This window comes from Candidatus Marivariicella sp., from assembly GCF_983056325.1.
Genome location: NZ_CEZOWA010000012.1, coordinates 1 through 24403 on the forward strand (window position 1 = coordinate 1; position 24403 = coordinate 24403).

The window sequence follows — 24403 nt, forward strand, 5'->3', positions numbered from 1 at the left end:
GCAAACTTTCAAAGCCTACTGTCCAATTGACTACAATATTTTTATCGTACAGCCAAATTGGAGAGGACCATAAGTTTTTATTCAAAAAGTCTAGGGCAACTAATTGTTGATCTTTTGTAACAGTTTTGAAAGGTGTTGCAGCTTGGCCCTTATTAATTATAGTTTGATTGACGCCACCTATAACAGAAATTACATGATAGATATATCTTCTATAAACGCCTATTAGTTCTCCATATAATTCATTTAAATCCTCATAATTTGCACCTTCAATGGTTGTCCATTCATCTAAATTTTTTGAAACAATTTTCAAATTCATTAATCCATAATTACTTGCTTTTACAGGATCATTTCCGATATTTTCAGTCTGTGAATTTGGATCATTTCCATACGACCCGAACATATAAATAGGGTTTAAGTTTTTGTTTCCGACCCATCTATTCAGATTATTCTTTATTTCATTTTCATTTTTATTAGAAAAATATCTATATCCCCATTCAATTGCATAATCATCATATGGGCCAAGTTTCCTTACAAAACGAATATTTTCATCGCCTGGCTGGGCAACATAGTTATATCTTGCATAATCCATAATAGTTGCAGCAATTCCCATTTTCTGAGTAAAATCTCCTGATCTCAGTGAATCTACAGGATATGCAGAGCTAGCCTTCATATTATGGGGTAGCCCAAGAGCATGTCCAACCTCATGTGAAATAACTCTTCTCATCATTTCTCCAATTTCTTTTTCTGGAGTTTCTAATGTTCTTGCTTTAGGATTTGCAGCCCCAGTTTCTAATAAATATCTATTCCTATAAGATCTTAAGTGATTATGATACCAAATTATATCACTTTCTAATATTTCACCAGTCCTTGGATCAGAAACACTCGGTCCAGTTGCATTTCTGGTTTTAGAGGCAACATATCTAACTGTAGAATATCTTATGTCTTCAGGACTGAAATTAGGATCTTCTTCTTTAGTTGGGGGGTCTTTTGCTATAATTGCATTTTTAAAACCTGCTTTTTCAAATGCAATATTCCAATCCTCAATACCTTTTTTGAAGTACGGTCTCCATTTGATTGGAGTTGCAGGATCTAAATAATAAATAATTGGTTTAATAGGTTCGGTTAGTTCCCCTTTGTTGTAGGCTTCAATATTTTTTGGCTCTAATTTCCATCTTCTGATTATACTGTATTCGTCAGACTTTAATTTATCTGAAGAATAGTCAATTTTTTTTAGACTAAACCATCCAATTCTTTCATCCAAATATCTTACTTGCATTAAAGTATCAGGTAATAAAATTATAGAATGATTTATCTGAAAACTTAAAGTTTTTGAATTATTCGATCTAGAAAGATTATTTGCTGAATAGGTTAATGTGTTTTTGATTTCGATATTCTTGGGGTAACTATGTGCATTGTCAATGAAACTTCTTTTTTTATCAAGCCCCCCGATTTTAAATCTTTCCTTATCGGACTTTCTAATTAAATTAAAGCCAGGTGAATCATTCATGAAATAATTTGAAACATCAATTAAATACCTGTCTTTATCTTTATTTTCAATTTTGAAAACAGCAAGAATAGGGGGGAAGTTGTTTTTAATAACGCTTATTTGAATGGGATCTTCTTCTGAGGCTTCATTTGAGTAGGCAATTTTTTTCAAAACTATTTTATCGCCTTTAAGTATAAATGAAATTACATTTTCAGCAGTTTTAGATCCAGCATTTATGTATGATGAATAGTCACCTGGATATTGGGAAAATCTAGTCACCATTAAAAGCTCTTTTCCCAATGAATTTTTATTGATTTCTATATACAGTTTATTGTTTTTATGATAAGTATTTATGAAGCCAAGAGATTCATTCATATTCATTGTAATGCTGTCAATTGGCTTTTTATTAACTTTTTGTTGTCCATAAAAAAAAGTTGAATTTATAAATATGATAAGCATTAAAAATTTTTTCAACATAAGTTTAATATTTAGAATTAAACTCAAAGTTTTCTAATTCAAAACTTGGAAGAGCAGCTAAAAGATGATCAAAAATATCAGATACAATTTCTTCATAATTTGACCAATCTTTATCTGAAATAAAAGCATATATCTCTAAAGGGATACCAGTTGGGCCCGGAGATAGTTGTCGACACATAACTGTCATATTTTGATTTATTTTCGAATGATGTTCTAAATAGTTTTTTACGTAAGCACGAAATAACCCAATATTAGTAAAATTTCTACCATTAACTAGTTGTTCTTTGTCTGTATTATTTAAATTATTATATTCTTTTATTTGCACATCTCTTTTAATTATAAAAGACTCTAAAAGATGTATTTTTCTTAGTGGTTCAATTTCGGAATCATTTAAGAACTTTATAGAAGTTGTTTTAATTAGTATTGATCTTTTAATTCTTCTTCCATCAGATTCACTCATGCCTCTCCAATTAGTAAATGAATCAGATATCAATTTATAGGTTGGGATTGTTGTTATTGTTTTATCAAAATTTTGAATTTTAACAGTAGAAAGACTAATTGAAATCACATCACCATCTCCATTTGAATTACCCATTGTAATCCAATCTCCAATTCTTGCAGTGTCATTTATGGTTATTTGAATACTAGCTACAAACCCTAATAATGTATCTTTAAATATTAAAAGTATTACAGCTGAAAGAGCCCCAAGGGTTGTCAGAAAAACACCAATCTCTTTTCCTGTAAGTAATGATAAAATTACTATTCCACCAATAAACCATATAAAAATCATAAAAACCTGAAGGTAGCTTTCAAGAGGTTTGTCTTTTAAAAGCGGATACTTTCTAAGTTGATCTGTTAAGGATTTTAAAAAACCTCGTATTATTAATATTGCTAGAAAAGCCGTTATTGCCTCTAAAAAATTAGATATAATTTTTACTAATTTTGGAATACTAGATAGTACTTCAGGTAATTCAATTATTAAAAAAAATAAAGGGGGAAGGTAACCTAAGAGAGATGGTATTTTATTTTTTATTAGAGAATCATCAAAGTCTGAGCTAGTTCTTTTAGCTATTTGATTAAATAATTTTTTTATTATATTTCTTGATAATGCCGAAAGAATTAATGTAATAATTGCGATTATTAAAATAACACTAGTCAAACTTAAAAAATTTGATAATGAGTCGCTTAATCCTTGATTTTTAAATAGATTTAAAAAGAATAAATACATAATTGTAGTTTTATTGGTTAGTCAAGATATTAGCTATTTTTTTAATTTCAACTAGTAATTCTTTCAAATGAGTAATATTGGTTGAAGGGTTTAGTAAAACTACCCTCAAGTATCTAGTTCCGTTCATTTCACATGATGTAATGTAAAAATATTTATTATTTATAACATTATAACGTAGTTTTAATTGAAACTCATCATCTCTAGAAAATTTTATATATCTAAAACAAAGAATATTGCTTTGTGGTTCATATGGAACTTCAAAATCGTGTTCTTCTAGTAAAATATTATAAAACTTGTAACATAAATCAAAAGTGTAGTCAATAAAATCTTCAATAGCTTTTTCTCCCTCAATTGCAAAAGCCCAAAATAATTTAGTGCCAAGTGCTGATTTCGTACATTCAACTGTGTATGCCATAGAATCCATACCAACAACTTCATTATTATGAAAAACATAGGAACCTTTTTGTTGAAAAGCCCCTGCTTGGTGTTTAAAATCTTTAAATAAAACCGCGGTACAAAGTGAAGGCACTCTCATCATCTTGTGAGCATCCCATACCAAAGATGTGGCTTTTTCAATTCCTTTAACTAATTTGATATTTTTTTTACTCACCAATGCTGCTGCACCGTGCGCACCGTCAACATGAAACCAAATATTATATTTTTCACAAAACTCTCCCATTTGATCGAGCGGATCAAATAACCCTGTAGACGTGGCACATGCATTTGCTATTAAGCACATTACTTTTTTCTTTTGATGAATAAGCTTTTTATATATGGACTCAAGTTTACTAACATCAATAACTTCATTTTCATCAACAGGTATTGGTATAAAAGATTTTTTACCAAGACCAAGAATTGATAATGATCTTAGAATTGAATAATGAGCAGAAGCGGAACCCATTACAACTAAGTTTGAAGGATTTCCTTCATTCCAAGAGTCAGGACTTACAGATGATCTTGCAGCAGTAAGTGCTGTTAGGTTTGCTACTGATCCACCATGAGTTAATACTCCACTAGGAAGACCAGATTCAAATTTAAAATCATAAAAATCCTTGTTTTTTAGCCATCCAAGTTTATCTAACATCCAGTTAATCATAAACCCTTCGCATGTACTTCCAGAAGGACCCATTTCATATAAAGAGCTAGGATTATTTATTGTTCCATGAATTAGCTCAGGAATCCCAGCTAAATCGTGTGGAACTGGAACTTGATGACCCATGTAGTGTGGATGACTGAGATGATTAGAATTTTCAAGATAGTTTGTCACGAAATCTAAAATATCAGTATTAGATTTAAAGCCTGTCTTTATACGCTCTTTAAGTTTTAATTTATCAGCAATTAATTCTGGAGCTATTTGATTTAGAGCACTTGTTCTTTTGTTTACACTATTATTTATGTGGTTTTCTAGAAGTTGGCCAACATCAGCAATTGTCTTTTGAGTCTTCATTTATAAATAAATATAATTTTTAGTAAATATAGTTTAATCATAAAATAATTAAAAGTATACGGATTTAAAATAGATTAGAAAACATGAATGGGTATTCTGATAAATTTTAGTGAGTTTAATAAAATTAGCTTAATTGGATATTATGTATCGTTAAACTAATTTTATGGATCAGCAAATCTCTATTGCGATTTATAAATTTTTTAATCTTGGATTAATTATTTTAAACCAAAGTGGAGGTATGAATGCTAAAATTATGCACGAAGGATATCCGAAAGGAAGTTGTGGACTATTTTTTTTATTTTCTAATACTTGATATTTTTTAGAAGATTTAAAATGATGATCGCTATGTCTGGTTAGTTCATATAAAACAATCCTTCCTATTAAATGGTTTGAGTTCCATGAATGATGTGGTTGAACTCGCTCATATCTCCCTGAAGGAAGTTTCTTTCTAAGAAGTCCATAATGCTCTATGTAGTTTATCGTTTCTAGAAATAAAAATGCTTGAATACCCAAAATAATAGCAAATAACAAACCGTAAAGATTAAAAAGAATAAAAACCAGAAATAGGTAAGTAAATTGAATTACAATATAAAATAACATTTCATTTTTTAAAGAAAAAAAATTGTGACCATTCCTTTTTAAGATTTCTTTTTGAATTTTCCAAGCATTAATATATTGATTAAAAACAGATGTAATCCAAAAGCTATAAAGATTTTGATTGAATTTTGAAGTAGCTGGATCTTCTGGGGTTGCAACATTTTTATGGTGTCCAAGATTATGCTCCAAATAAAAGTGCATATAAAGACAAGGAATAAGTAATAATTTAGAAAGTGTTGTTTCAAGTTTAGACATGCGATGGCCAAGTTCGTGCGCAACATTTATAGCGTTTGTAGCCAGTAATATACCCAAAGAAGAGAGTATCCCAATCTTTTCATAAATCAATAGTGATGTATGTGTTAAATTATACAAACCAAAAAACAATAAAATAAAAACTAAAGGAATATTAATGTATAATAAAACATCAAAAAGATAATTTGTTATTTTTTTTTCTTTTTCACTATCATTATAATTAATATCGTGATCCTTTATTAATAATTCTAGTATTGGAATCAAAATAAAAGCATAAATAGGGGTTGAAAATGTCATGATTCCATTTGAAAAAACTGCAATAAATGCAGAAAGAGGAATCGTGTATGCGAATAAATATTTTAGATCGTCCAACATATTTTTTTATAAATATAATTAATGTTTTTGTTATGTAACTACGGGTCTTGCCTTGGTATGTTCTAAGTATTCTTTATTATTAACTATTTGAGCTAATTTAAAAACAGTTTTTGTAAGATCTTCGTATGATGTATATAACGGAGAAATACCTAGTCTTATATAATTAGGAGGTCTATAGTCTGGTATGATTTTAATCGATCCAGATTGTAAAGATTTGCATATTCTCCATGATTCTGTGTGAGAAATAGAAATATGGGAGCCTCTATTTAATGAATTAATAGGACTTTCAAATTTAAAACCTAGAGGTATTAAAAATTTAAAAATTAATTCTTTCAAATATTCAGATTGTTTTTTACTTTTAAATTCAATATTTGCAATTTTAGCCCTCAATATTATGTCAACGCCAGTTTCAATTGGAACAATTGACAGTATATTAGGAGTACCATTGGAAAACTTCTTAATTCCTTTATCTTGATCAAAATCTTTTGAAAAGGAAAAAGGATTAGAGTGACCAAACCATCCATTGATTGGATTATTAATTGAATTTAATAAGTTTGTTTTTACATATAAGTAAGCCGGAGAACCAGGCCCTCCATTTAAAAACTTATAAGTACATCCAACAGCTACAAGAGTATTTGTTTCTTTAAAATCAATATTCACAGCTCCTGCTGCATGACTTAGATCCCATACTATTATACTATTATTTTCATAAGCCCATTTATTTAGATCTTTCATTGGGTATAACCAAGAGCTTTTGTAAGAAACAAGGCTAAGACATACTATCCCAGGTTTTTCTTTTATTGATTTTTTTAATAAATCAATATTTGCTTCAATATCAGAATCATAGTCAACAATTGTTGAGGTACAACCTTCTTTTGTTTTGCATATTCCATCTATAACATATAAATCCGATGGAAAGTTTAAATTATCAGAAATAAAGTGGGTATTGTATTTGTTTGAATTAATCAAAGAAGATAATATTTGATATAAATAAACAGAGGTAGATTCACCAATAATTATCTCATTTTTAGATGATTTAAAAAGTTTCTCAAGTTTAAATGATATTCTATCTACCGTTTCTAACCAGTAATCATTCCAACTTTGTATTAGGTTATTCCCCCATTCATTTTCAACAACATTTTGTAATATCATTTTTGATTGTTTAGGAAGCTTTCCTAGCGAATTTCCATCAAGATAGATTTCATTTTCAGTATTAATAAATTCTTTTTTGAAACTACGGAGTGGATCCTTTTTATCTAAAGTTTGGGAAATTTTTATTTCTGAAATCATTTTTTAAAATTAAGAAAAAATACTCTTTGGTATTATTTTAAAACAAACCATTTTATTTATGAAATAAGGATATAAAAAGTTGGATAAAATTTTGAGCTATAAAAGTTAATAGATTTATATTTGTAAATAATATTTTATGACTGTATGATTAAAACTGATATAATAATAATTGGTGCTGGGCCAGTTGGTCTTTTTGCTGTTTTTGAAGCTGGGTTAATGAAACTAAGATGTCATTTAATTGATGCTATTCCTTCCCCGGGGGGACAGTTATCAGAAATTTACCCTAAAAAACCTATTTATGATATTCCTGGGTTCCCATCTGTCTTAGCTGGAGAATTAGTAAATAACTTAATGGAACAAGCCAAGCCATTCAAGCCTGGTTTTACTCTTGGTGAAAGAGCAGAATCAATCTCAAAAAATGAAGATGGAAGTTTTATAGTTACCTCAAGTGAAGGAACAAAACATACCGCTCCAATTATATTTATCGCAGGTGGTTTGGGTAGTTTTGAGCCAAGAAAACCTAAAATTGAAAATATTGAAAAATATGAAAATAAAGGTGTTTATTATTTTGTGAAAGAACCTAAGCTCTTCAAAGAAAAAAAGATTTTTATTTCTGGAGGTGGTGATTCTGCCTTAGATTGGGCTATCTATTTTGCTGAAAACACTATAATATCTGTTGGATTAATCCATAGAAGTGAATTCTTCAGAGCTCATAAAGATTCAGTTGAAAAAATATATCGTCTCAAAGAAAATGGTAAGATTGATTTACACACTAATTCTGAAGTTATATCCTTAGAGGGTAAAAACTCTTTAAAATCAATTATTATTAAAAATAGTGATGGAAATACTATACAATACCATTTAGATTGTTGGCTTCCTCTTTTTGGTTTATCCCCCAAGTTGGGGCCAATTGCAAATTGGAATCTTGATATAGAAAAAAATGCTATTAAAGTTGATCACACCCTCGATTTTCAAACAAATGTGCCTGGTGTTTATGCAGTTGGAGATGTTAACACATACCCAGGCAAGCTAAAACTGATTTTATGTGGATTTCATGAAGCTACTTTAGCAGTTCAATCTGCTTACAAAAAAATAAATCCAAATAAAAAAGTAGTTATGAAATATACTACAGTCCAAGGAATTCAGGGTTTTGATTAACTAGGTTTTGTAATTCTTAACTATTTTTTTTATAACTTTCAAAAAACAATTAAATTGATCTTATGAGAAATATATTATTAGTATTATTTATTATACCATTATTTTCAAATGCTCAAATTTTGAATATGGATATTATCCAAGTTAAAGATGGTAGAGAAATAGATTATGAAGCTATTGAGGCTTTTATGGTTCCTATTCAACAAGCAGCTATTAAAAGTGGAAAAAAGTCAGGATGGTACATTTTAAAAAATAGTGGTGTAGGTGATTTGAGCGAAATTGAAGATAAAGGGGTGGTTGATTACATGATTTTAAGTACTTACAAGGATCTAGATCAGATGAAAGCCGATACTTGGGACGGTTATTTAGAAATTGCAAAAAATGCATATAAAGGAAAAATGTCTTCAAGGAAAATTGAGAGAATGATGGCATCCATACCTGCAGATGATAATCCAAGAAAAGATACCAGAAGTTATGTAATGGAGAATATATACTATACTAAACCAAACCCTCATGTTGTTGGGAATGTTTACACAGTTTTTCCAGCTCAGCAACTTAATGAAGATTATGAGCAGTTTGAAATGGAATACTATAGACCAATTTGGGAAAAAAATATTCTTTCAGGAAATCATATGAATTGGGAGTTTAATAGAATTATTAATAGAACTGAGAATGCATACCAAAACCTGACACATATTATATTTAACCGTAATGTCAAAGGTGCAACTATAGATTTTCCTTCAGATTTTAGCTCTAATCAATTGGCTAAAGTAGGGATGGCTTCAAGAAAAGGATTTGATACAGCTGAGATGGAGCTTATTTTTAAAGCAAACTGATTCAATAAAAGTAAAGCAAAAAAGACCTCACTGACGAGGTCTTTTTACTTTTTTTAATACAATTTTCTTAATATTTTTAGGTCAGCTAATATTATTTAGAATTATTATATACTAAATAATACGACCTATAATATTGATTTTCAGGTATAAAAGTTAATTTAATATTTTATATTTAAAAATTAATTTTATAAAAATTGTGTACAGAAGTCATTGTGCTTTAGCGAATTTTTTAGAACATTTCGGTGATAAATGGTCTTTGATCATAATAAGAGATATGTTTCTAGGTAAAAAGACTTTTAATGATTTTCTAACTAGTCCTGAAGGGATAGCTTCTAATATTTTGACTAATCGACTTAAGTCACTTATGAAAGACAATCTTATTGATTATAAAATTAGTCCTTCAAATAAAAAAGTAAAGTTTTATTATATGGAAGATAGAGCAATTGATGCTTACCCTGTTCTTATGGAGATGGTTAAATGGAGCAGTAAAAATTTATCTAAAAATTTTGGCCCTGGTTCAATAAAGTGGATAAAGGATATTAAATTAAATTCACCAGAAGAGTTAGTCTTGAAAAGCGTTTCTCATTATAAAAAAATTCGTAAAGAAATTTTTGACAATTCTCTTGAGAGATCATAAATTTATCAGAAAAAATTCATTTTATTATTTAGCTTTACCAAAAAAAAATTTTTATTTTTCATCACACATTCTCTATGGGTAGACATACACTATTTTGGTTTAGAAGAGATTTAAGGTTGAATGATAATGTTGGTCTTTTTAATGCTTTGAGTGAAAGTGAAAGTGTAATCCCAATATTTATTTTCGATTCAAATATTATCGATAAACTACCAAATAATGATCCGAGGATCAAAATTATTTATGATGCTCTTGAGTCAATGAATAATATTCTAAAAAATTATGAAACAAATATTGCTTGTTTTAAAGGAGATCCATTAAAAATTATTAGTAAACTGATTAAAGAATATTCAATTGAAAAAATTGTTTTTAATCACGATTATGAGCCTTATGCAAGAGAAAGAGATAGTAAAATTATTTCTTTTTTAAAACTCCACAATATTCAATACGATTCCTATAAAGATCATGTAATTTTCGAAAAGAATGAAGTCGTTAAATCGGACGGTTCTCCCTATAAAGTATACACCCCTTTTTCAAGACTATGGTTAAATAAATATGAATTGCAAGGTCACATAGACAATCCTTCGGAAAAACTTTTAAAAAACTTTTCTTCAAAACATTCTTTTCCATTTTTATCATTTAATGATTTAGGTTTTGAGAAACCGAAAATTATTATTCCAAATTATAAATTCAATGAAAATATTTTAAATGAATACGAATTAACTCGAAATTTTCCAGCACTAGATAATACTTCTAAACTTGGTGTTTATTTAAGGTTTGGTTTGCTTAGTATAAGACAGCTTGTAAATCAGGCAAATAAGGTAAATAATAAGACTTTTTTAAAAGAATTAATCTGGAGAGAGTTTTTTATGCAAATATTGTGGCATTTTCCTGATACAATTAAATCAAGTTTTAAGCCTAAATATGATAGAATTGACTGGGTAAATAATGAAAATGATTTTAAAAATTGGTGTTCCGGCACGACAGGTTACCCAATTGTAGATGCTGGGATGAGGGAGTTAAACAATACTGGCTATATGCACAATAGAGTTAGGATGGTGGTTGGTAGTTTTCTTTGTAAACATTTATTAATAGATTGGCGATTAGGTGAAGCATATTTTGCTTCAAAACTTTTAGATTATGAACAATCCAGTAATATAGGGAATTGGCAATGGGTAGCTGGTTCTGGAGTTGATGCTGCTCCTTATTTTAGGATTTTTAATCCCTATGAGCAAGTTAAAAAATTTGATAAAGAATTACTATATATTAAAAAATGGATACCTGAGTTAAACCAACCAAAATATCCGAAACCTATTATTGACCATAAATATGCAAGAGAACGCTGTCTAAAAGTTTATAAAAGTGCATTGGATTAAAACTCACTGAAATAAGACTATCTTTTATACTGAAGTGTTATATAAAAAGTTCTTGGTGAAGAAGGAATGATTCCAGGTCCTGGATATCCAGTCGCTCTTCTTGTAAAATATTTATTATCAAATAAATTATTTACACCTGACTCAATTCTAAAATTTTTTATTGAGTATGAACTTGAAATATCAAAAACATCATATTGTGGAATCATACCTATAACTCCACTTAAATTACTTTTTATTGCATTAGATGCATCTGTAAACTGATCAGATAAATAAGTGTATTGAAATCCAAACATGATATTTTTAAAACCAAATTTAGCACCTGTTTTTATGTTTAATTCTGGAATAAACTCAACTTTTTTACCTTTCACTCCAGGTTCAATTGAGTTAATATATTCAGAGCTTATTGAAGAAAAATTAATAAAGTAATTGAGGATTATATTATCATTATTTTTCAAAAATAATTTAGCAAGATTAAGGTCAATAATAGATTCAAAGCCAAATATTTCAGCATCACCCACGTTGCCTCTTTCACTTTTAACATTTCCACTTGATGCTACCCTTTGAACAAAACCGATACGATTGTTGTATGCTAGTAAAAACCCACTTAAATCATAAGAAATAAAATCTTTATATGTTCCTCTGATCCCAATATCAGTAGTAGATCCGTTTTCGTCTGATATATTAGGATTAATAGAGTATGCTGGGTTAAAAATACTTATGTCAGCAAAAGTTACAGATCTATAATTTTCTGAAATATTAAAGTATATTTCAAAACTATTTGACAACTTATAACTCGATCCTAATCCAAGTAATATAAAATTTCTTTTTCGTATTTCACTATTATTTATTAACTCATCAAAAATAACATTTCCTGCAGCATCTTGATTTGTTCTTTTATAAAACCCATCACTTTCAGTTTTAATAAATTCATATCTAATTCCAGGTGTTATGGATAACTTATCATTTAAATAAAAGATATTTTCAGAAAAAAAAGATAAATTTTTATTAGGATACCTATAGCTTGATTGAAAATTATAAAAAGGAAACTCCCCAGTTTTAATAGTAAAATTTGCATCAATACCTTTAGAACCTGGACCTTGTTCAGATGTATTATTTGAATTATAGTACTTACTACCGATTACCCAAATTGCTTTTTTATTAAAAAGCTTGTAATTATTGAGAAATCTTACTTCCAATCCATAGTTGTTAAATTTTCCTTTTATTAAATCACGTTCTTCCATCGCGTCTATTTGACTTACCCTATTAGTTCGAAACCCAAGGGCATCTCTAGATGCATTTAATCCGAAAAAACTTGCTGAAATTTTTGATGATTCTGAAAAATTATAATTATAAACAATATTATAAAGTAGCCAATTAACCCCAAACCAATTTCTTGATCTATTACTTTGATATGGGTTTTGTTCAAACATTGAATCCGTTAATCCACCCGCCTGCTTTGCCAAATACTTTAGATATGTAATTTCTGCACTAATCTTAGAATTTTTATTTATTTGATAAACACTTTTTAAAAATAGATTCATTGATCTGAATTCTGAATTTATTCTAAAACCATCTCCCTTTTTATAATTTATGAATGCATAAGTTTTTATTTTTTCTTTAGAATAACTTATGCTAGTAAAATTTGTATACAAATTATTTGACCCTATGGTGTTTCTGTTAACTATTTCAAAGGGTTTGAAGTTATTTGCAGACTTCATTATAAAATTAACTAATCCTCCAAATTGTGTACCGTATTGAAGCGATGCTGCTCCTCTAAGAATTTGTATTTCGTCAACTCCTTCCGCAGGTGGAGAATAGTAGCTTTCCGGATAACCTAGTACATCAGCACTAATATCATAGCCATTTTGTCTGGTATTAAAATTTGAGCTTCTATTAGGGTCGAGTCCTCTTCCTCCAATGTTTAACTGTAAACCTGCATCGTCATTTTGAAATATGTTTAACCCAGCAATTTGACTATATATTTGTCTAGAATTATTACTAGCAACATTGGCTAAAGATTCTTCAAGACTTATAACTTCCGACTTTTTCCCAGCAAAGACAGATGTTCCTTCAAAGTCTTTTAGTCTTCGTAGTTTAAAAATCCTTTTTTTTCTTGCATTTATTACTACTTCTGATAAGTTTTGAATACGACTAGGTAATACAATTGATATTTTTAAATTTTTGTTGGGATCTATATCTTTTTCAATGAGAGGATGATTCATTGATATAACTATAATAGTAGTTGGATTGTTGTCCTTTAATTTAAATTTAAAAACCTTACCTATCTCTGTGATTCCTAATAAACCAATTTTCTTATCATAAATCTCAACTATTTCTTTTTCAAACCCTGCATCTATTGAATTAATTGATATTTCGATAGTTTTTTGAGAAAATATAATTGATGTTTTGATCAAGAATATAAATAACAATAATTTAAAATCCTTTAATTTCATCTTCAAATGGTATGATCCATGTTTTATGTTTAAATGATTCTGTTTGGTTGTACAAATTTACTTTTGGATCAACAAATCTTTTACTAGATCTCCCATTCAATGCGACATGACAATCAACAAAAACTTGAATATTTTTATGGCCTTGAATCTTAAAATGATCACCAAGGTAGTGTGCATATTCTAAAATAAAATCTGGCTGAAAACTCATTTGCTTTTCTTGGTATGATGTCAAGAAATCATCGTTTTGAACATAAAAATATTTTTTACTAATGCTGTCAACTATCTTGAAATTTGAATAACCTCTTTTTTCAATTAACATTACACGCCAGGAATATCTATACCCTTCCTCATTCCAAAATAACTCTCCAGGGTATAATGAATATCTTAAAGGAGTTAGTATTTGAAAAATAAAAAAGATTATAACAATATTTAAAGTTGATTTATTCGTAATAGGAGGAGTTTTAATAATATTAATTTTTCTATCTGTATTTTGATTTAAAAATTTAGCTGCATTAATAAAAAATTTATTAATTAAATTTAAAATACTAAGATGAAATTTAGGATCGAAGAAGATCAAGGATGCAACAATCATTATATAAGGAAACATTCCAATTGGAAATAAGACTTTTGTAAAAGCATGAAAAAAGACTACAAGAGCAAATCCAAATAATCTTGTTCTACTATATAATAGTAAAAATGGAATTAATAAATCGTAAAACATTCCACCCCAACTCATAAAAAAGTGAACCCACTCCTCTTGCATAAGGTTCTGACCAATTATTGGTAAATCGTATTTTGAAGGCAGCCATATTGATAGGGGCATAGCTTTCAAAAGCCACTCGGAGTTAATTTTAGCAATTCCTGCATAAAAGTATACAATACAAAGCATAAGCTTTAAGGAGTCTACCGTCCATTTTTTTACTATACTGTACGATTTATTTGAAAGATAACTGTCTAATGAATAGAAGCAGTTTAATGGTAGAAAACACATTAAAAAACTTATTGAGCTTATAAAGTAGTAGTGATTTAGATATGTTGTTTTGTCTATTAATTCTATATATGTGAACGATAGAAAAAATATGATTATTGAAGCTCTGTATTTGTATCCTAAACATATTGAAATTGAAGATAATGCACATATAAAAAAAAGTATGTATGTAAATCCCGCAAAATCATTAATCCAACTAAAACCATAATATGTAAAATGAAATTTTGGCTCTATATAAAGTGTTTGAATCCAACCGTTTTTCCAAAACCTAACGATACTTACAAACATTAGAATCCCAAAGAAAATTCTAAAAACAGCCAAAGGAGCTGAATCAGTAATACTATTTTTTAAATAATTTTTAATATTGTCGGGTATTGATTTTCAAGTCTTTCCAAACTTAGTATAATTCGGCTAATTAATCTCCGTCAGCATCAATATAGTCAACGTTTATATTTAAAGCTTGAAGCATATCAACTTTCAAAAGAACAACCGCAACTTGAATTACATCGAATGTGACCAGCATATCCGATTTATTATTCTCGAGTTGTATTGTGAAATCGTTGTTAAGGCTATTTATCTGATTTTTTGCAGATTCAAATTGATCAATTATTAGCTGTCCCAGGGGAGTATCGTTTTTTGTAGTCTCTAAAAATTCAATATAGTCTTTAAAGCTAATACCTGTTGATGACATACTTCCATTGAAAGAAACTCCATTAAAAAAGTCTGAAATACCGTTGATAGCTTCAATTGCAAGTATTTTTGATATATCTCTTCTGTAATATGCTTCTACTCTGTCTAGTAATGTACTTCCTGAAAAATATCCTGCTGGAATACCAATTTTATTTGCTCTAAACCCCTTTTCATAATAATAAATAAAATCATTTGTTAATTTATTTATACTAGAAGTAGCGGTGTTATCTGTTGAAGAAACAAAAGCGTCTCTGTATGACGAAATCCAATCATTGATTATAGAATCAGTAAGTTCATTCATTTTATTTGAAAGTACTGCTAAGTACCCTAAATACTTGCTATTTTCTGTAGTGTATTTCTCTAAAATTTCAGAATCACTCTGTCCTATACCGTGCAAAAGATAGTCTAGAGCTGGAAGTCCTTGAGCCGCATAGTCATTTGGATGCTCAATATCAGTAACACTGTTGGTTATATTAGTTTCAACTCTTACGGTGTTCACAGGATAAACATTCATTCTAACACCATAATTAATTTCTTCGGCTTTTCCAATATTAAACATTTCAATGTGTTGCCACGATTTATAAGCAATAAACCAATTCTCTCTAACTAGCTCCAATGAAGATTGATTTGAGTTGTATGAAAAGTCATCTATAGAGTTAGACAGTGCTATTAAGTCTGTTTGAAACTTTAGTTGTGCGGGAATTATAATACTATCTGCCCAAAATACAAGCATTGCCTCCCTATTAAATGTGTTGGAGTTGGTCTGAGTAGTATTGGAACTATTATCAATACTTGTTGAAGAGGAAGTATTGGTGGTATTTGTATTTACTGGTTCTAGGAATACAGGATCACTTTCATTAATGTCACTAGTAGAACATGAGAAGTAAATTGTTATAATTATTAAAATAAAAAAAGCTTTTTTCAAAATTTTTCAAAATTTAAATACGACAATCGGTATCAATCGATTGTCGTATTACTGTTAAACAATTTATTATAATCACACTATAGTTTAAAGGTCTGTATTAATGCCTGTTGCAGTATCAATAGCGTCAGCCATTGCAGTTAATTCAGCAGCAGTTCTGTCCCAAAGACCATTACCAGCTTCTAAATCAGCTAACTTAGCATCAACTTGAGCTTTAGTCATATATGGAGTCCCATCAGCCTTTTGTGTGTACTGAAGACTAAAAATGAAACCATATCCTTCTGACAGTGAATGAAAGGCAGAAGCCATATTATTATTTGTAACGTGTCCTGCACCACTTCTTAGGTAGGAAGCTGCTTTTGCACCAACTACTTTTGACAATTCTACTTTAATAATAGTAGCTTGAGCATCACGTGTAACATAGTCTTTTGCAACTATTGCAGCTCTTCCAAGTTTAAACGCATTATATATGTCATCGGCAATTCCAATAGCATAATTTGCAGATACATTTCCTAAATAATCATTCAATAAACCACCTTGACCTAAGGCAGGTGAGTATTGATTGTCCTGGCCGTAGAGATATCCGAAGCCTTCATCCCAGTAGTGTTCCATTTTTGTAACATTAGCTATAGAACCATCAGAGGGGTTTGTGTAATGCATAACTCCAGCGTCGTTGTCGGCTGCAACTGGATTGAGTTTAGGCTGAGTAACATACCCGAAAGATCCATTTTCATTGATAATTTGATCTAAGTTGAAAGCACCAATTAAAGCTTTACTAAACACTTGATTCATTTCAAGACCTTTAGCGTTAACCTTAGTACCTGTTCTTGATCCTCCACCAGCATCTGATACGGATCCAGCTATTCCAGCTGAAGCATCTGTTCCAGCTACCACAGCAGGCTGAACTACATCAGTAAATTCAGTAATCCAAGATTCAATTATAGCCTTATTAGTAGCACTATTTGCGCTGTTAACAGCAGTTTTATTACCTATTTTTTTACTTCCATCTAAAGTAGAATCTGAAAAACCAGAACCATCATTTAACATTGCTAAGATTTCAGCTTTTGTTGATGTTTTACTATTCATTGCACTTTTTAACTCATCGTGTTGTTTAAGTCTAGTTGTTTGACCGCTATAATATACAGTAGAAACACCATTTCTAGTAAATTCATATTCAGCTGGAGGTAAAGGAACAGTAATTGTTGCTCCTGGAACTTCGACTATTTGAGTTTCTCCTGGAACTATAACTACAGGGCCAGGTACATCAACTGTAACAGTTTCAGTTAAAAATTCAGTTTTAGTGATAATAGTAGGATCTTTTTCACATCCTAATAAAATCATTATTGAAAATAATATTGACATACTTAAAGATTTATTCATAATATAATATTTTATTTTTATTTATTCTAAATAAGTTTTAGCAAATATAAAACGCAAAGTTTTTAAATCAAAATTTATTTAGATTAATTATCGATAAGAAAATAAAATATATATAATCATTGAAAAAGCCCCTATGAATAGGGGCTTTTAAAATTAATACTTGTTGAGTAAAAGCTATTTTTTAGATTCTCTAGCTTTTCTCGCATCAATGAAACTCTGGATAAATACCTTCAATGCCCATGCGGATGTTAAAATCATAATAACAACTCTTATAATAGGTAAAGAATTTCCTCTTTCAATTGAACCCATAAGAGGTTTAATCAGTCCAATTAAAATAATAAGAGTTAATAAGACTGCAATGTGAGCTATTACTTTGTTTTCATTTTTCACACCATTATTAATCAAGAGCAACACAATACCAACAAAAACAGGTATTAGAGCAGTTACCGCTCTTGATTCGGAAGCAAAATACCCCCATAAACCCATCGAAACTAATGCTACTGCATTTACTAAACTCGCTATATTTGCTTTCATTTTTATTTTTTTGGTTAAACTAATAAAAAAACTTTAATTATTGGCAGTTCTGTGTGGACCGCCCCTTAATATTTCTTCACTTGACTCATTTTCAAACTTTTTAAAATTATCTCTAAATGCGTTCGCAAGTTTGAATGCGGTTTCATAATAACTTTTGTCATTTCCCCAGGTGGCTCTTGGACTCAATATTTTATCTGGAATACCTGGGCATTTTCTTGGTTGAGCTAGACCAAAAACAGAATGAATATGATAATCTTTAGAATTATAAGTACCTAAAGACCCTCCCAATACTGCATTTATCATTTGTCTTGTATATTTTAATTTTATTCTACTTCCAACTCCATACGCACCACCTGTCCAGCCCGTATTAACAAGCCATACATTAACTTTTGTTTCATTCATTTTTTTAATTAAAAGTTCTGCATAATAGGATGGATGAAGTGGCATAAATGGTGCTCCGAAACAAGCCGAAAAAGAGGGGGTTGGTTCTTTAATTCCAGCTTCAGTACCAGCAACTTTTGCTGTATAACCAGATATGAAGTGGTATGCAGCTTGACTTGGAGTTAATTTTGAAATAGGAGGTAATACCCCAAATGCATCAGCAGTTAAAAAAAATATATGTTTAGGATTCTTACCAATTGAGGGTATTTTAATATTGTTTATGTGATTTATAGGATAACTTACTCTAGTATTCTGAGTTATCAAATCATTATTATAATCTACATTTCCATGAGAATCAACAATAACATTTTCTAATAAAGCTCCTTTTTTAATTGCTCCATGGATCTCTGGTTCATCTTGTTTATTTAAATTTATAACTTTAGCATAGCAACCTCCTTCAAAATTAAAAATAGAATTTTCTTTAGTCCACCCATGTTCATCGTCACCAATTAGTTTTCGTTTTGAATCAGTAGATAAAGTAGTTTTACCAGTACCTGAGAGTCCAAAAAATATTGATGTTTGATTATCTTCTCCAATATTTGCAGAACAGTGCATTGGAAGAACATTTTTATAGACAGGTAAAATAAAATTTAAAGCTGAAAAAATTCCTTTTTTAATTTCTCCCGTGTAACCAGTTCCACCAATAATAGCGATTTTTTTAGCAAAATTTATTATTGAAAAATTATGTTGTCGAGTGCTATCAATAATTTTATCAGCTAAAAATCCTGGTGCATTTATTACAGTCCATTCAGGTGAAAAGTTATTTAACTCATTCTCTGTTGGTCTTAAGAACATATTATAAACAAATAAATTTGACCAAGGATTCTCGTTTACAACCCTTATATTGAGTCTATAATTTTTATCAGCACAAGCATAACAGTCTCTAACGTATATTTCCTTATCATTTAAATATCCAGTAATCTTTGTATAAAGACTATCAAATTTTTTTGATTCAAAAGGAATATTTATATCTCCCCACCATATTTTATCTTTAGTTATACTATCTTTTACAATAAATCTATCTTGAGGAGAACGTCCTGTAAATTCTCCCGTATTGATAGCTAAGGCATTTGAAGATAATTGAACACCTTGATTGCTTTTTATTATAATTTTTTCAAGATTTTCAGGAGATAATTGGTAGTGTATTTTTTTACTATTTAAACCATGTTTGGAAAGGGATTCCATTAACTCTTTATTCATATAACATCACTTTAAATTATGAATTTATATTAAAAAAAACTTTATAACCTCTATTCAAATGTATTCTAAATGATATTATTTTTTAATTAAAAATTAAAAAAATAATAAACAAAATGTTGATAATTTTTATTGGAATGATACTGCTTTTATATTATCAGAAAAAACACGATCTATCAAAATATGTCTAGGATCAATCCCCGCCTTGATTGGAAGTGAGTCAACAATCATTGTAAAACTCATCAAGGAATCATTTATTTTAACTCTTCTTTGATGAATTAAGTTTTTCTCATCATCGTCAGAAAAAACTCCTATGTCGATCCACTCATTCAAACTAACCTTATTTTCATTTCCAAGTGAATCAGCTTTTATTTTGGAAGCTTCGATTTCAATATCTACTTGATATTTTCCATTGTCTAATTTTTTTGCAACAGCAGTTTTTAGTCGATTATCATATAAAGTAATTTCTTTAAACCAATCATCTATTAAATAGTTTAGCGAGTCAGGAACCTTTGATTCAAGAATTTCTAAAAAATCTAAAGATGTTGGATAAGGAGTTTTGTAGCGATACTTTTCAAGAAATTCTTTCATGGCATTATTTACTTTCTCCTCGCCAATATAATCCTGAAGAGCGTATAGAATTACACTTCCTTTTCCGTAATGAATGTACTGCTGGTTTTCAACCTTATACAAGGGAAGTTCTTTTTCTAATTCTCCAGATCTACCTCTTAAATACCTATCGTGATCGTACTTAAGAAATTCCCTCATTTTCATCGGGGTTTTGGATATATTTTTTAAAGTCATTAATGATGAATATTCTGAAAAGGCTTCACTTGTTAGTGTTCCACCTTGCATGTCTGCTCCAACAAGCTGATGTGCCCACCACTGATGCGCCATTTCATGGGCAATTACCGCATCTATAACATTATTATCTTCTTCATCTTCTAGATCAATAATAAAACCAAAGGACTCTGAATAAGGCATTGTTCCTGGAAATGCCTGTGCAAAAGTAGAAAACCTTGGAAATTCAATAATTCTAGCCTGTTTATGATAATATGGTCCGAAGTTTTTAGTGTAGTAATCAAGAGATTTTTCCACTGCGTTAAGCATCATATCAATATTCACAGAGTGTTTTTCATCATAATAAACTTCAATATCTACGTCTTTCCATTTTCTTTTTGCAACCTGATAATCTGCTGAAATAAAAGAATAGAAATTCTGTGAAGGATGATCTAATTTATATTGATAATATTTTCTATTGTTTTCTACCCATTCCTTAATTAAGGAACCTGGAGCAATTGCAATCTGATCTATGTTAGTAGAAATAATACTCTCAACATTAATATAGTCAGAAAACCCCTGGGTTAAATAGTTTTTATCACAATTATCTCCACATTCAACCTCTAGTTTTGGCATTCGTTCTTTGGGAGGTAGTCCTAATTTTTTTCTTTTATTTTTATCCCCAATTTCTTTTCCTGGGTCGTACCCGATACCAGGTAATATTTCAAAATTATTTAAAAATGATCCATTTTTAACAATACTTGTCGTTTCTCCTCCATTGGAAAAACCTTTTGTTTGGTATTTATTTCTAATTTCAACAATCAAAGTATCACCGGGAAGCATTGGTGGATCAATCAAGTAAAAATGAACTCCATGATCTTCGTTTTTACTAATTAGAGATGCATTAGGAAAATCAAAACTCAGATCCCACTGTTTGCTCACATTTATCAATATACTATCAATAGGAATATCTATTTTATTTGTTACAGTTAATAAAGCTAAAACATCTGCTGTCTTTTTTTCAGGAAAAATATCGATATTATATTTTGCTTCAATAATTTTAGGAAATGGTAAATCCTTAAATTTCTTATAATCCTTTTCATAAGAAACGGCTAACTCCTCATATTTATCACTCGATTTATAACTATTCAATATTTGGGTATTATAAAAAACAAAAGATGCAGTTAATACCCACAAAGTTCCAATTGATAAAACAACAATTGAATAAGATCGACTTGTGTTGCTGTTTATGCTCTTTAGTCTTTCTTTAAATGACTTCTTTGCACCTCTATTCCATATCATTCCCGAAAGTGAAAGTAAAAAAAGTGAAAAAAGGATCCAATAAAGACTAAACCAAAATACACCTATATTACTAGGTCCAAAACCGTTTAAATCAGAATATATCATGTAAGGAGTCGATCCAATAGATAACATATTGGAATTCACATCTAGTATTAATAAAATGATATCAAATCCCAATAAAACAATTACAGATACCAGATATCCAATATATTTATTGTTGACAATAACCTGAATAGCAACAAGTAGTGAACACATGGTAAAATAAACCGGAAACATATTATACATATAGTCTTTTATATACAATAGAAGATCAATTTCGGTAAAACCTGAAATCAACTGATATATAATGGCAATAAATACAAGTGCTACATGAATAACAATAGATAATGAAAATAGAGATAAAGTTTTGGAAAAAAGTGGAACAAGGGTAGAGTGAGGTGTAGAATCAATAACTTCATTTAGTTGAACATCTCTGTCCCTCCAAACTAACTCCCCACTAAAAAACACTAAAATAATTAAAATGAATAAACCGGAAGATCCACTGACTTGATCAATCATAAAGTAGGTTAGTGGATAAGATTTAAGGCCAAAATATTCATACCCTGAAGCCAACCCAGCTACTAGTTGTATAATACTAAAAATAAAAAGAATTTTAAAAGTTACATGTCTATAAATACTATTCATGTTAAGTTTAAAAAAACTTTTAAAATGTAGAAAGGTAGAGTTTGTAGAAATTTGAACTTTAGGAGTCTCTTTGATGGCTTTTAAAAAGACATTATCTGTTTCATTTATGCTCTTTTTATTCTTTTTGCTTTTTTTAATTTCAAAGCTGAATCTTAGATACGATGTGAAAAGTACTAAAGCTGCAAATCCAATCCAAATAAGTCTATTGTAAAGAAGTAGGCCTGTTAGTGAGGGGTTAAGAGTGTTTTTTTCAAGTGTGGTATAGTATTTTGATGATATATTATATGTTCTGATGCCAAAAGTATCAACTAAAGAAGCAATTGTTTCATTATCAATATCTGATGTTAGTTCTCCTGAAATTGTATATCCTACAAGTATTAACATTGCTCCAACAAAAGAAATCATTGTATTTTTAAATTCTTGAGCCAAAGAATAAATAATTGCTCCTCCTATGAACATGTTAGGTAAAATGAAAACAAAGTAGTTACTTATAAAAGTTTCAATAAAAAATGGACCAAATCTTTCTGCTTCAACCCATCCCATTAATGGAGCAACTTTTGATCCAAGAATAATTCCGAAAAAGACCCCTGTTAGAGGTATCGTTGATAGTAATAGTGAAGCTGAAAATTTACCCATGAAATATCCGAACTTATCAATTGGGGTTGAAAAAATAATTTCATGAAAATTATTTTTATGATCTCTTAATGCTGAGTTGTTGAAAAATGCTGCAGCAAATAACAAACCAAAAAGGGACATTATAAGGGAATATATTGTAACAATATTAGGAGCATTTCTGAAGACATTTCCCACCGAGCCTCCAATAGTTACGTTGTCAGATGCAGTAGCACCAAAAACCAATAAAAAAACTATTAAAAAAAACAAATAAAGCATTGGCTGTTTAAAGCTATACTTGAGTTCTGATAAGAAAAAGTTCTTGAACATATATTAAATAATTTTATTGATTATTTTTTTGGATATTACTAAAAAACACATCTTCTAGTGAAGGATTAATTTTCTTGAAGGTTTTATCTGGTGCATTGTCATCTAAAATATGAATTATAGGTTTTCCTGCTATTAATTTATTTGAAATCACGTGGTGATTTTGTCTATATAAATCTAGTTCAGATTTATTTATCTGTTTTTCAAAAACTCTACCTTTTAATGATTTGATCCCTTCATCCGGGGCGCCACTAAAAACTATTTTTCCAAAATTCATAATTGCCATCTGAGTACAAAGCTCTCTAACATCGTCTACTATATGTGTTGAGAGAATTACGATAACATCTTCACCAACATCTGAAAGTAAATCATAAAATCGATTTCTTTCGCCCGGATCAAGTCCAGCAGTGGGTTCGTCAACAATTAGAACTTTAGGATCCCCAATTAGTGACTGGGCAATTCCAATTCTTTGTTTCATTCCACCAGAAAAACCCTTAACATTTTTATTTTTCTTATCGTATAGATTGACCTTTTGTAGAAGATATTTCACTAGTTCTTTTCTTTCGCTTTTTATAGAAATTCCTTTTAAAGTTGCAATATGATCCAATAACTGTTCCGCTGTAATTCTCGGGTATACACCGAATTCTTGTGGGAGATAGCCAAGATGCTGACGAAACTCCTTTGTATTATCTAAAACATTTAATTCATCAAAATAGATTGAACCAGAATCGGCTTCCTGAAGCGTTGCAATTGTTCTCATTAATGATGATTTTCCTGCACCATTGGGACCTAGAAGGCCAAACATTCCACTTGTAATTTCAATTGAAACATCGTCAAGAGCTTTTACATCGTTTGGATAAGTTTTTGAAAGGTTATTTAATTTTAACTTTTTCATAGAATCAAATTTTTATGTGGCTAATATATATAAAACACAAATAGT

17 protein-coding genes are annotated in these 24403 nt (G+C 29.6%); 4 read left to right on the forward strand and 13 right to left on the reverse strand.

The genetic code is table 11. From position 1 onward, the window contains the following. The 5 genes from AC3ATN_RS05235 to AC3ATN_RS05255 all read right to left on the reverse strand — a co-directional run. On the reverse strand, positions 1–1945 hold a 1945-nt coding region (locus tag AC3ATN_RS05235), incomplete at its 3' end, for a zinc-dependent metalloprotease (protein WP_487532179.1). A gap of 22 nt (positions 1946–1967) precedes the next feature. Beyond that, positions 1968–3191, reverse strand: a complete 1224-nt coding sequence (locus AC3ATN_RS05240) for a mechanosensitive ion channel family protein (protein WP_487532180.1) — start codon at positions 3189–3191, stop codon at positions 1968–1970. A 10-nt stretch (positions 3192–3201) separates the two neighbouring features. Next, positions 3202–4638 (reverse strand): pyridoxal phosphate-dependent decarboxylase family protein, encoded by a 1437-nt coding sequence (locus AC3ATN_RS05245; protein WP_487532181.1) that lies wholly within the window; start codon positions 4636–4638, stop codon positions 3202–3204. A gap of 189 nt (positions 4639–4827) precedes the next feature. Further along, complete coding sequence (locus AC3ATN_RS05250) at positions 4828–5862, reverse strand: alkane 1-monooxygenase (RefSeq protein ID WP_487532182.1); 1035 nt, start codon at positions 5860–5862, stop codon at positions 4828–4830. Positions 5863–5892: 30 nt separating this feature from the next. Next, on the reverse strand, positions 5893–7152 hold the full coding sequence (locus AC3ATN_RS05255) for an aminotransferase class V-fold PLP-dependent enzyme (protein ID WP_487532183.1): 1260 nt from the start codon (positions 7150–7152) through the stop codon (positions 5893–5895). Positions 7153–7296: 144 nt separating this feature from the next. Here AC3ATN_RS05255 and AC3ATN_RS05260 point away from each other — a divergent pair, with 144 nt between their 5' ends. From AC3ATN_RS05260 to AC3ATN_RS05275, 4 genes are all read left to right on the forward strand, one after another. Continuing rightward, positions 7297–8310, forward strand: a complete 1014-nt coding sequence (locus AC3ATN_RS05260; RefSeq protein WP_487532184.1) for an NAD(P)/FAD-dependent oxidoreductase — start codon at positions 7297–7299, stop codon at positions 8308–8310. Between the two features lie 62 nt (positions 8311–8372). Then, positions 8373–9143: a hypothetical protein gene (locus AC3ATN_RS05265; protein WP_487532185.1), complete on the forward strand. Its 771-nt coding sequence runs from the start codon at positions 8373–8375 to the stop codon at positions 9141–9143. 196 nt (positions 9144–9339) lie between these two features. Beyond that, complete coding sequence (locus AC3ATN_RS05270; protein WP_487532186.1) at positions 9340–9780, forward strand: winged helix-turn-helix transcriptional regulator; 441 nt, start codon at positions 9340–9342, stop codon at positions 9778–9780. A gap of 74 nt (positions 9781–9854) precedes the next feature. Beyond that, entirely contained in the window at positions 9855–11153 is a 1299-nt protein-coding gene (locus AC3ATN_RS05275) for a cryptochrome/photolyase family protein (RefSeq protein ID WP_487532187.1), read from the forward strand. Positions 11154–11170: 17 nt separating this feature from the next. Here the strand turns inward: AC3ATN_RS05275 and AC3ATN_RS05280 are convergent, their stop codons facing one another. From AC3ATN_RS05280 to AC3ATN_RS05315, 8 genes are all read right to left on the reverse strand, one after another. Then, entirely contained in the window at positions 11171–13567 is a 2397-nt protein-coding gene (locus tag AC3ATN_RS05280) for a TonB-dependent receptor family protein (protein ID WP_487532188.1), read from the reverse strand. Positions 13568–13586: 19 nt separating this feature from the next. Beyond that, positions 13587–14969 (reverse strand): HTTM domain-containing protein, encoded by a 1383-nt coding sequence (locus AC3ATN_RS05285; RefSeq protein ID WP_487532231.1) that lies wholly within the window; start codon positions 14967–14969, stop codon positions 13587–13589. A 40-nt stretch (positions 14970–15009) separates the two neighbouring features. Next, positions 15010–16209, reverse strand: a complete 1200-nt coding sequence (locus AC3ATN_RS05290) for an imelysin family protein (protein WP_487532189.1) — start codon at positions 16207–16209, stop codon at positions 15010–15012. A gap of 84 nt (positions 16210–16293) precedes the next feature. Further along, positions 16294–17586: a DUF4856 domain-containing protein gene (locus AC3ATN_RS05295; protein ID WP_487532190.1), complete on the reverse strand. Its 1293-nt coding sequence runs from the start codon at positions 17584–17586 to the stop codon at positions 16294–16296. A 174-nt stretch (positions 17587–17760) separates the two neighbouring features. Continuing rightward, entirely contained in the window at positions 17761–18120 is a 360-nt protein-coding gene (locus AC3ATN_RS05300; protein WP_487532191.1) for a hypothetical protein, read from the reverse strand. A gap of 33 nt (positions 18121–18153) precedes the next feature. Continuing rightward, entirely contained in the window at positions 18154–19761 is a 1608-nt protein-coding gene (gene pckA, locus AC3ATN_RS05305; protein ID WP_487532192.1) for a phosphoenolpyruvate carboxykinase (ATP), read from the reverse strand. Positions 19762–19887: 126 nt separating this feature from the next. After that, positions 19888–23466, reverse strand: a complete 3579-nt coding sequence (locus tag AC3ATN_RS05310) for a M1 family aminopeptidase (protein ID WP_487532193.1) — start codon at positions 23464–23466, stop codon at positions 19888–19890. Between the two features lie 13 nt (positions 23467–23479). Then, on the reverse strand, positions 23480–24358 hold the full coding sequence (locus tag AC3ATN_RS05315; RefSeq protein ID WP_487532194.1) for an ABC transporter ATP-binding protein: 879 nt from the start codon (positions 24356–24358) through the stop codon (positions 23480–23482). Between the last annotated feature and the right edge of the window lie 45 nt (positions 24359–24403).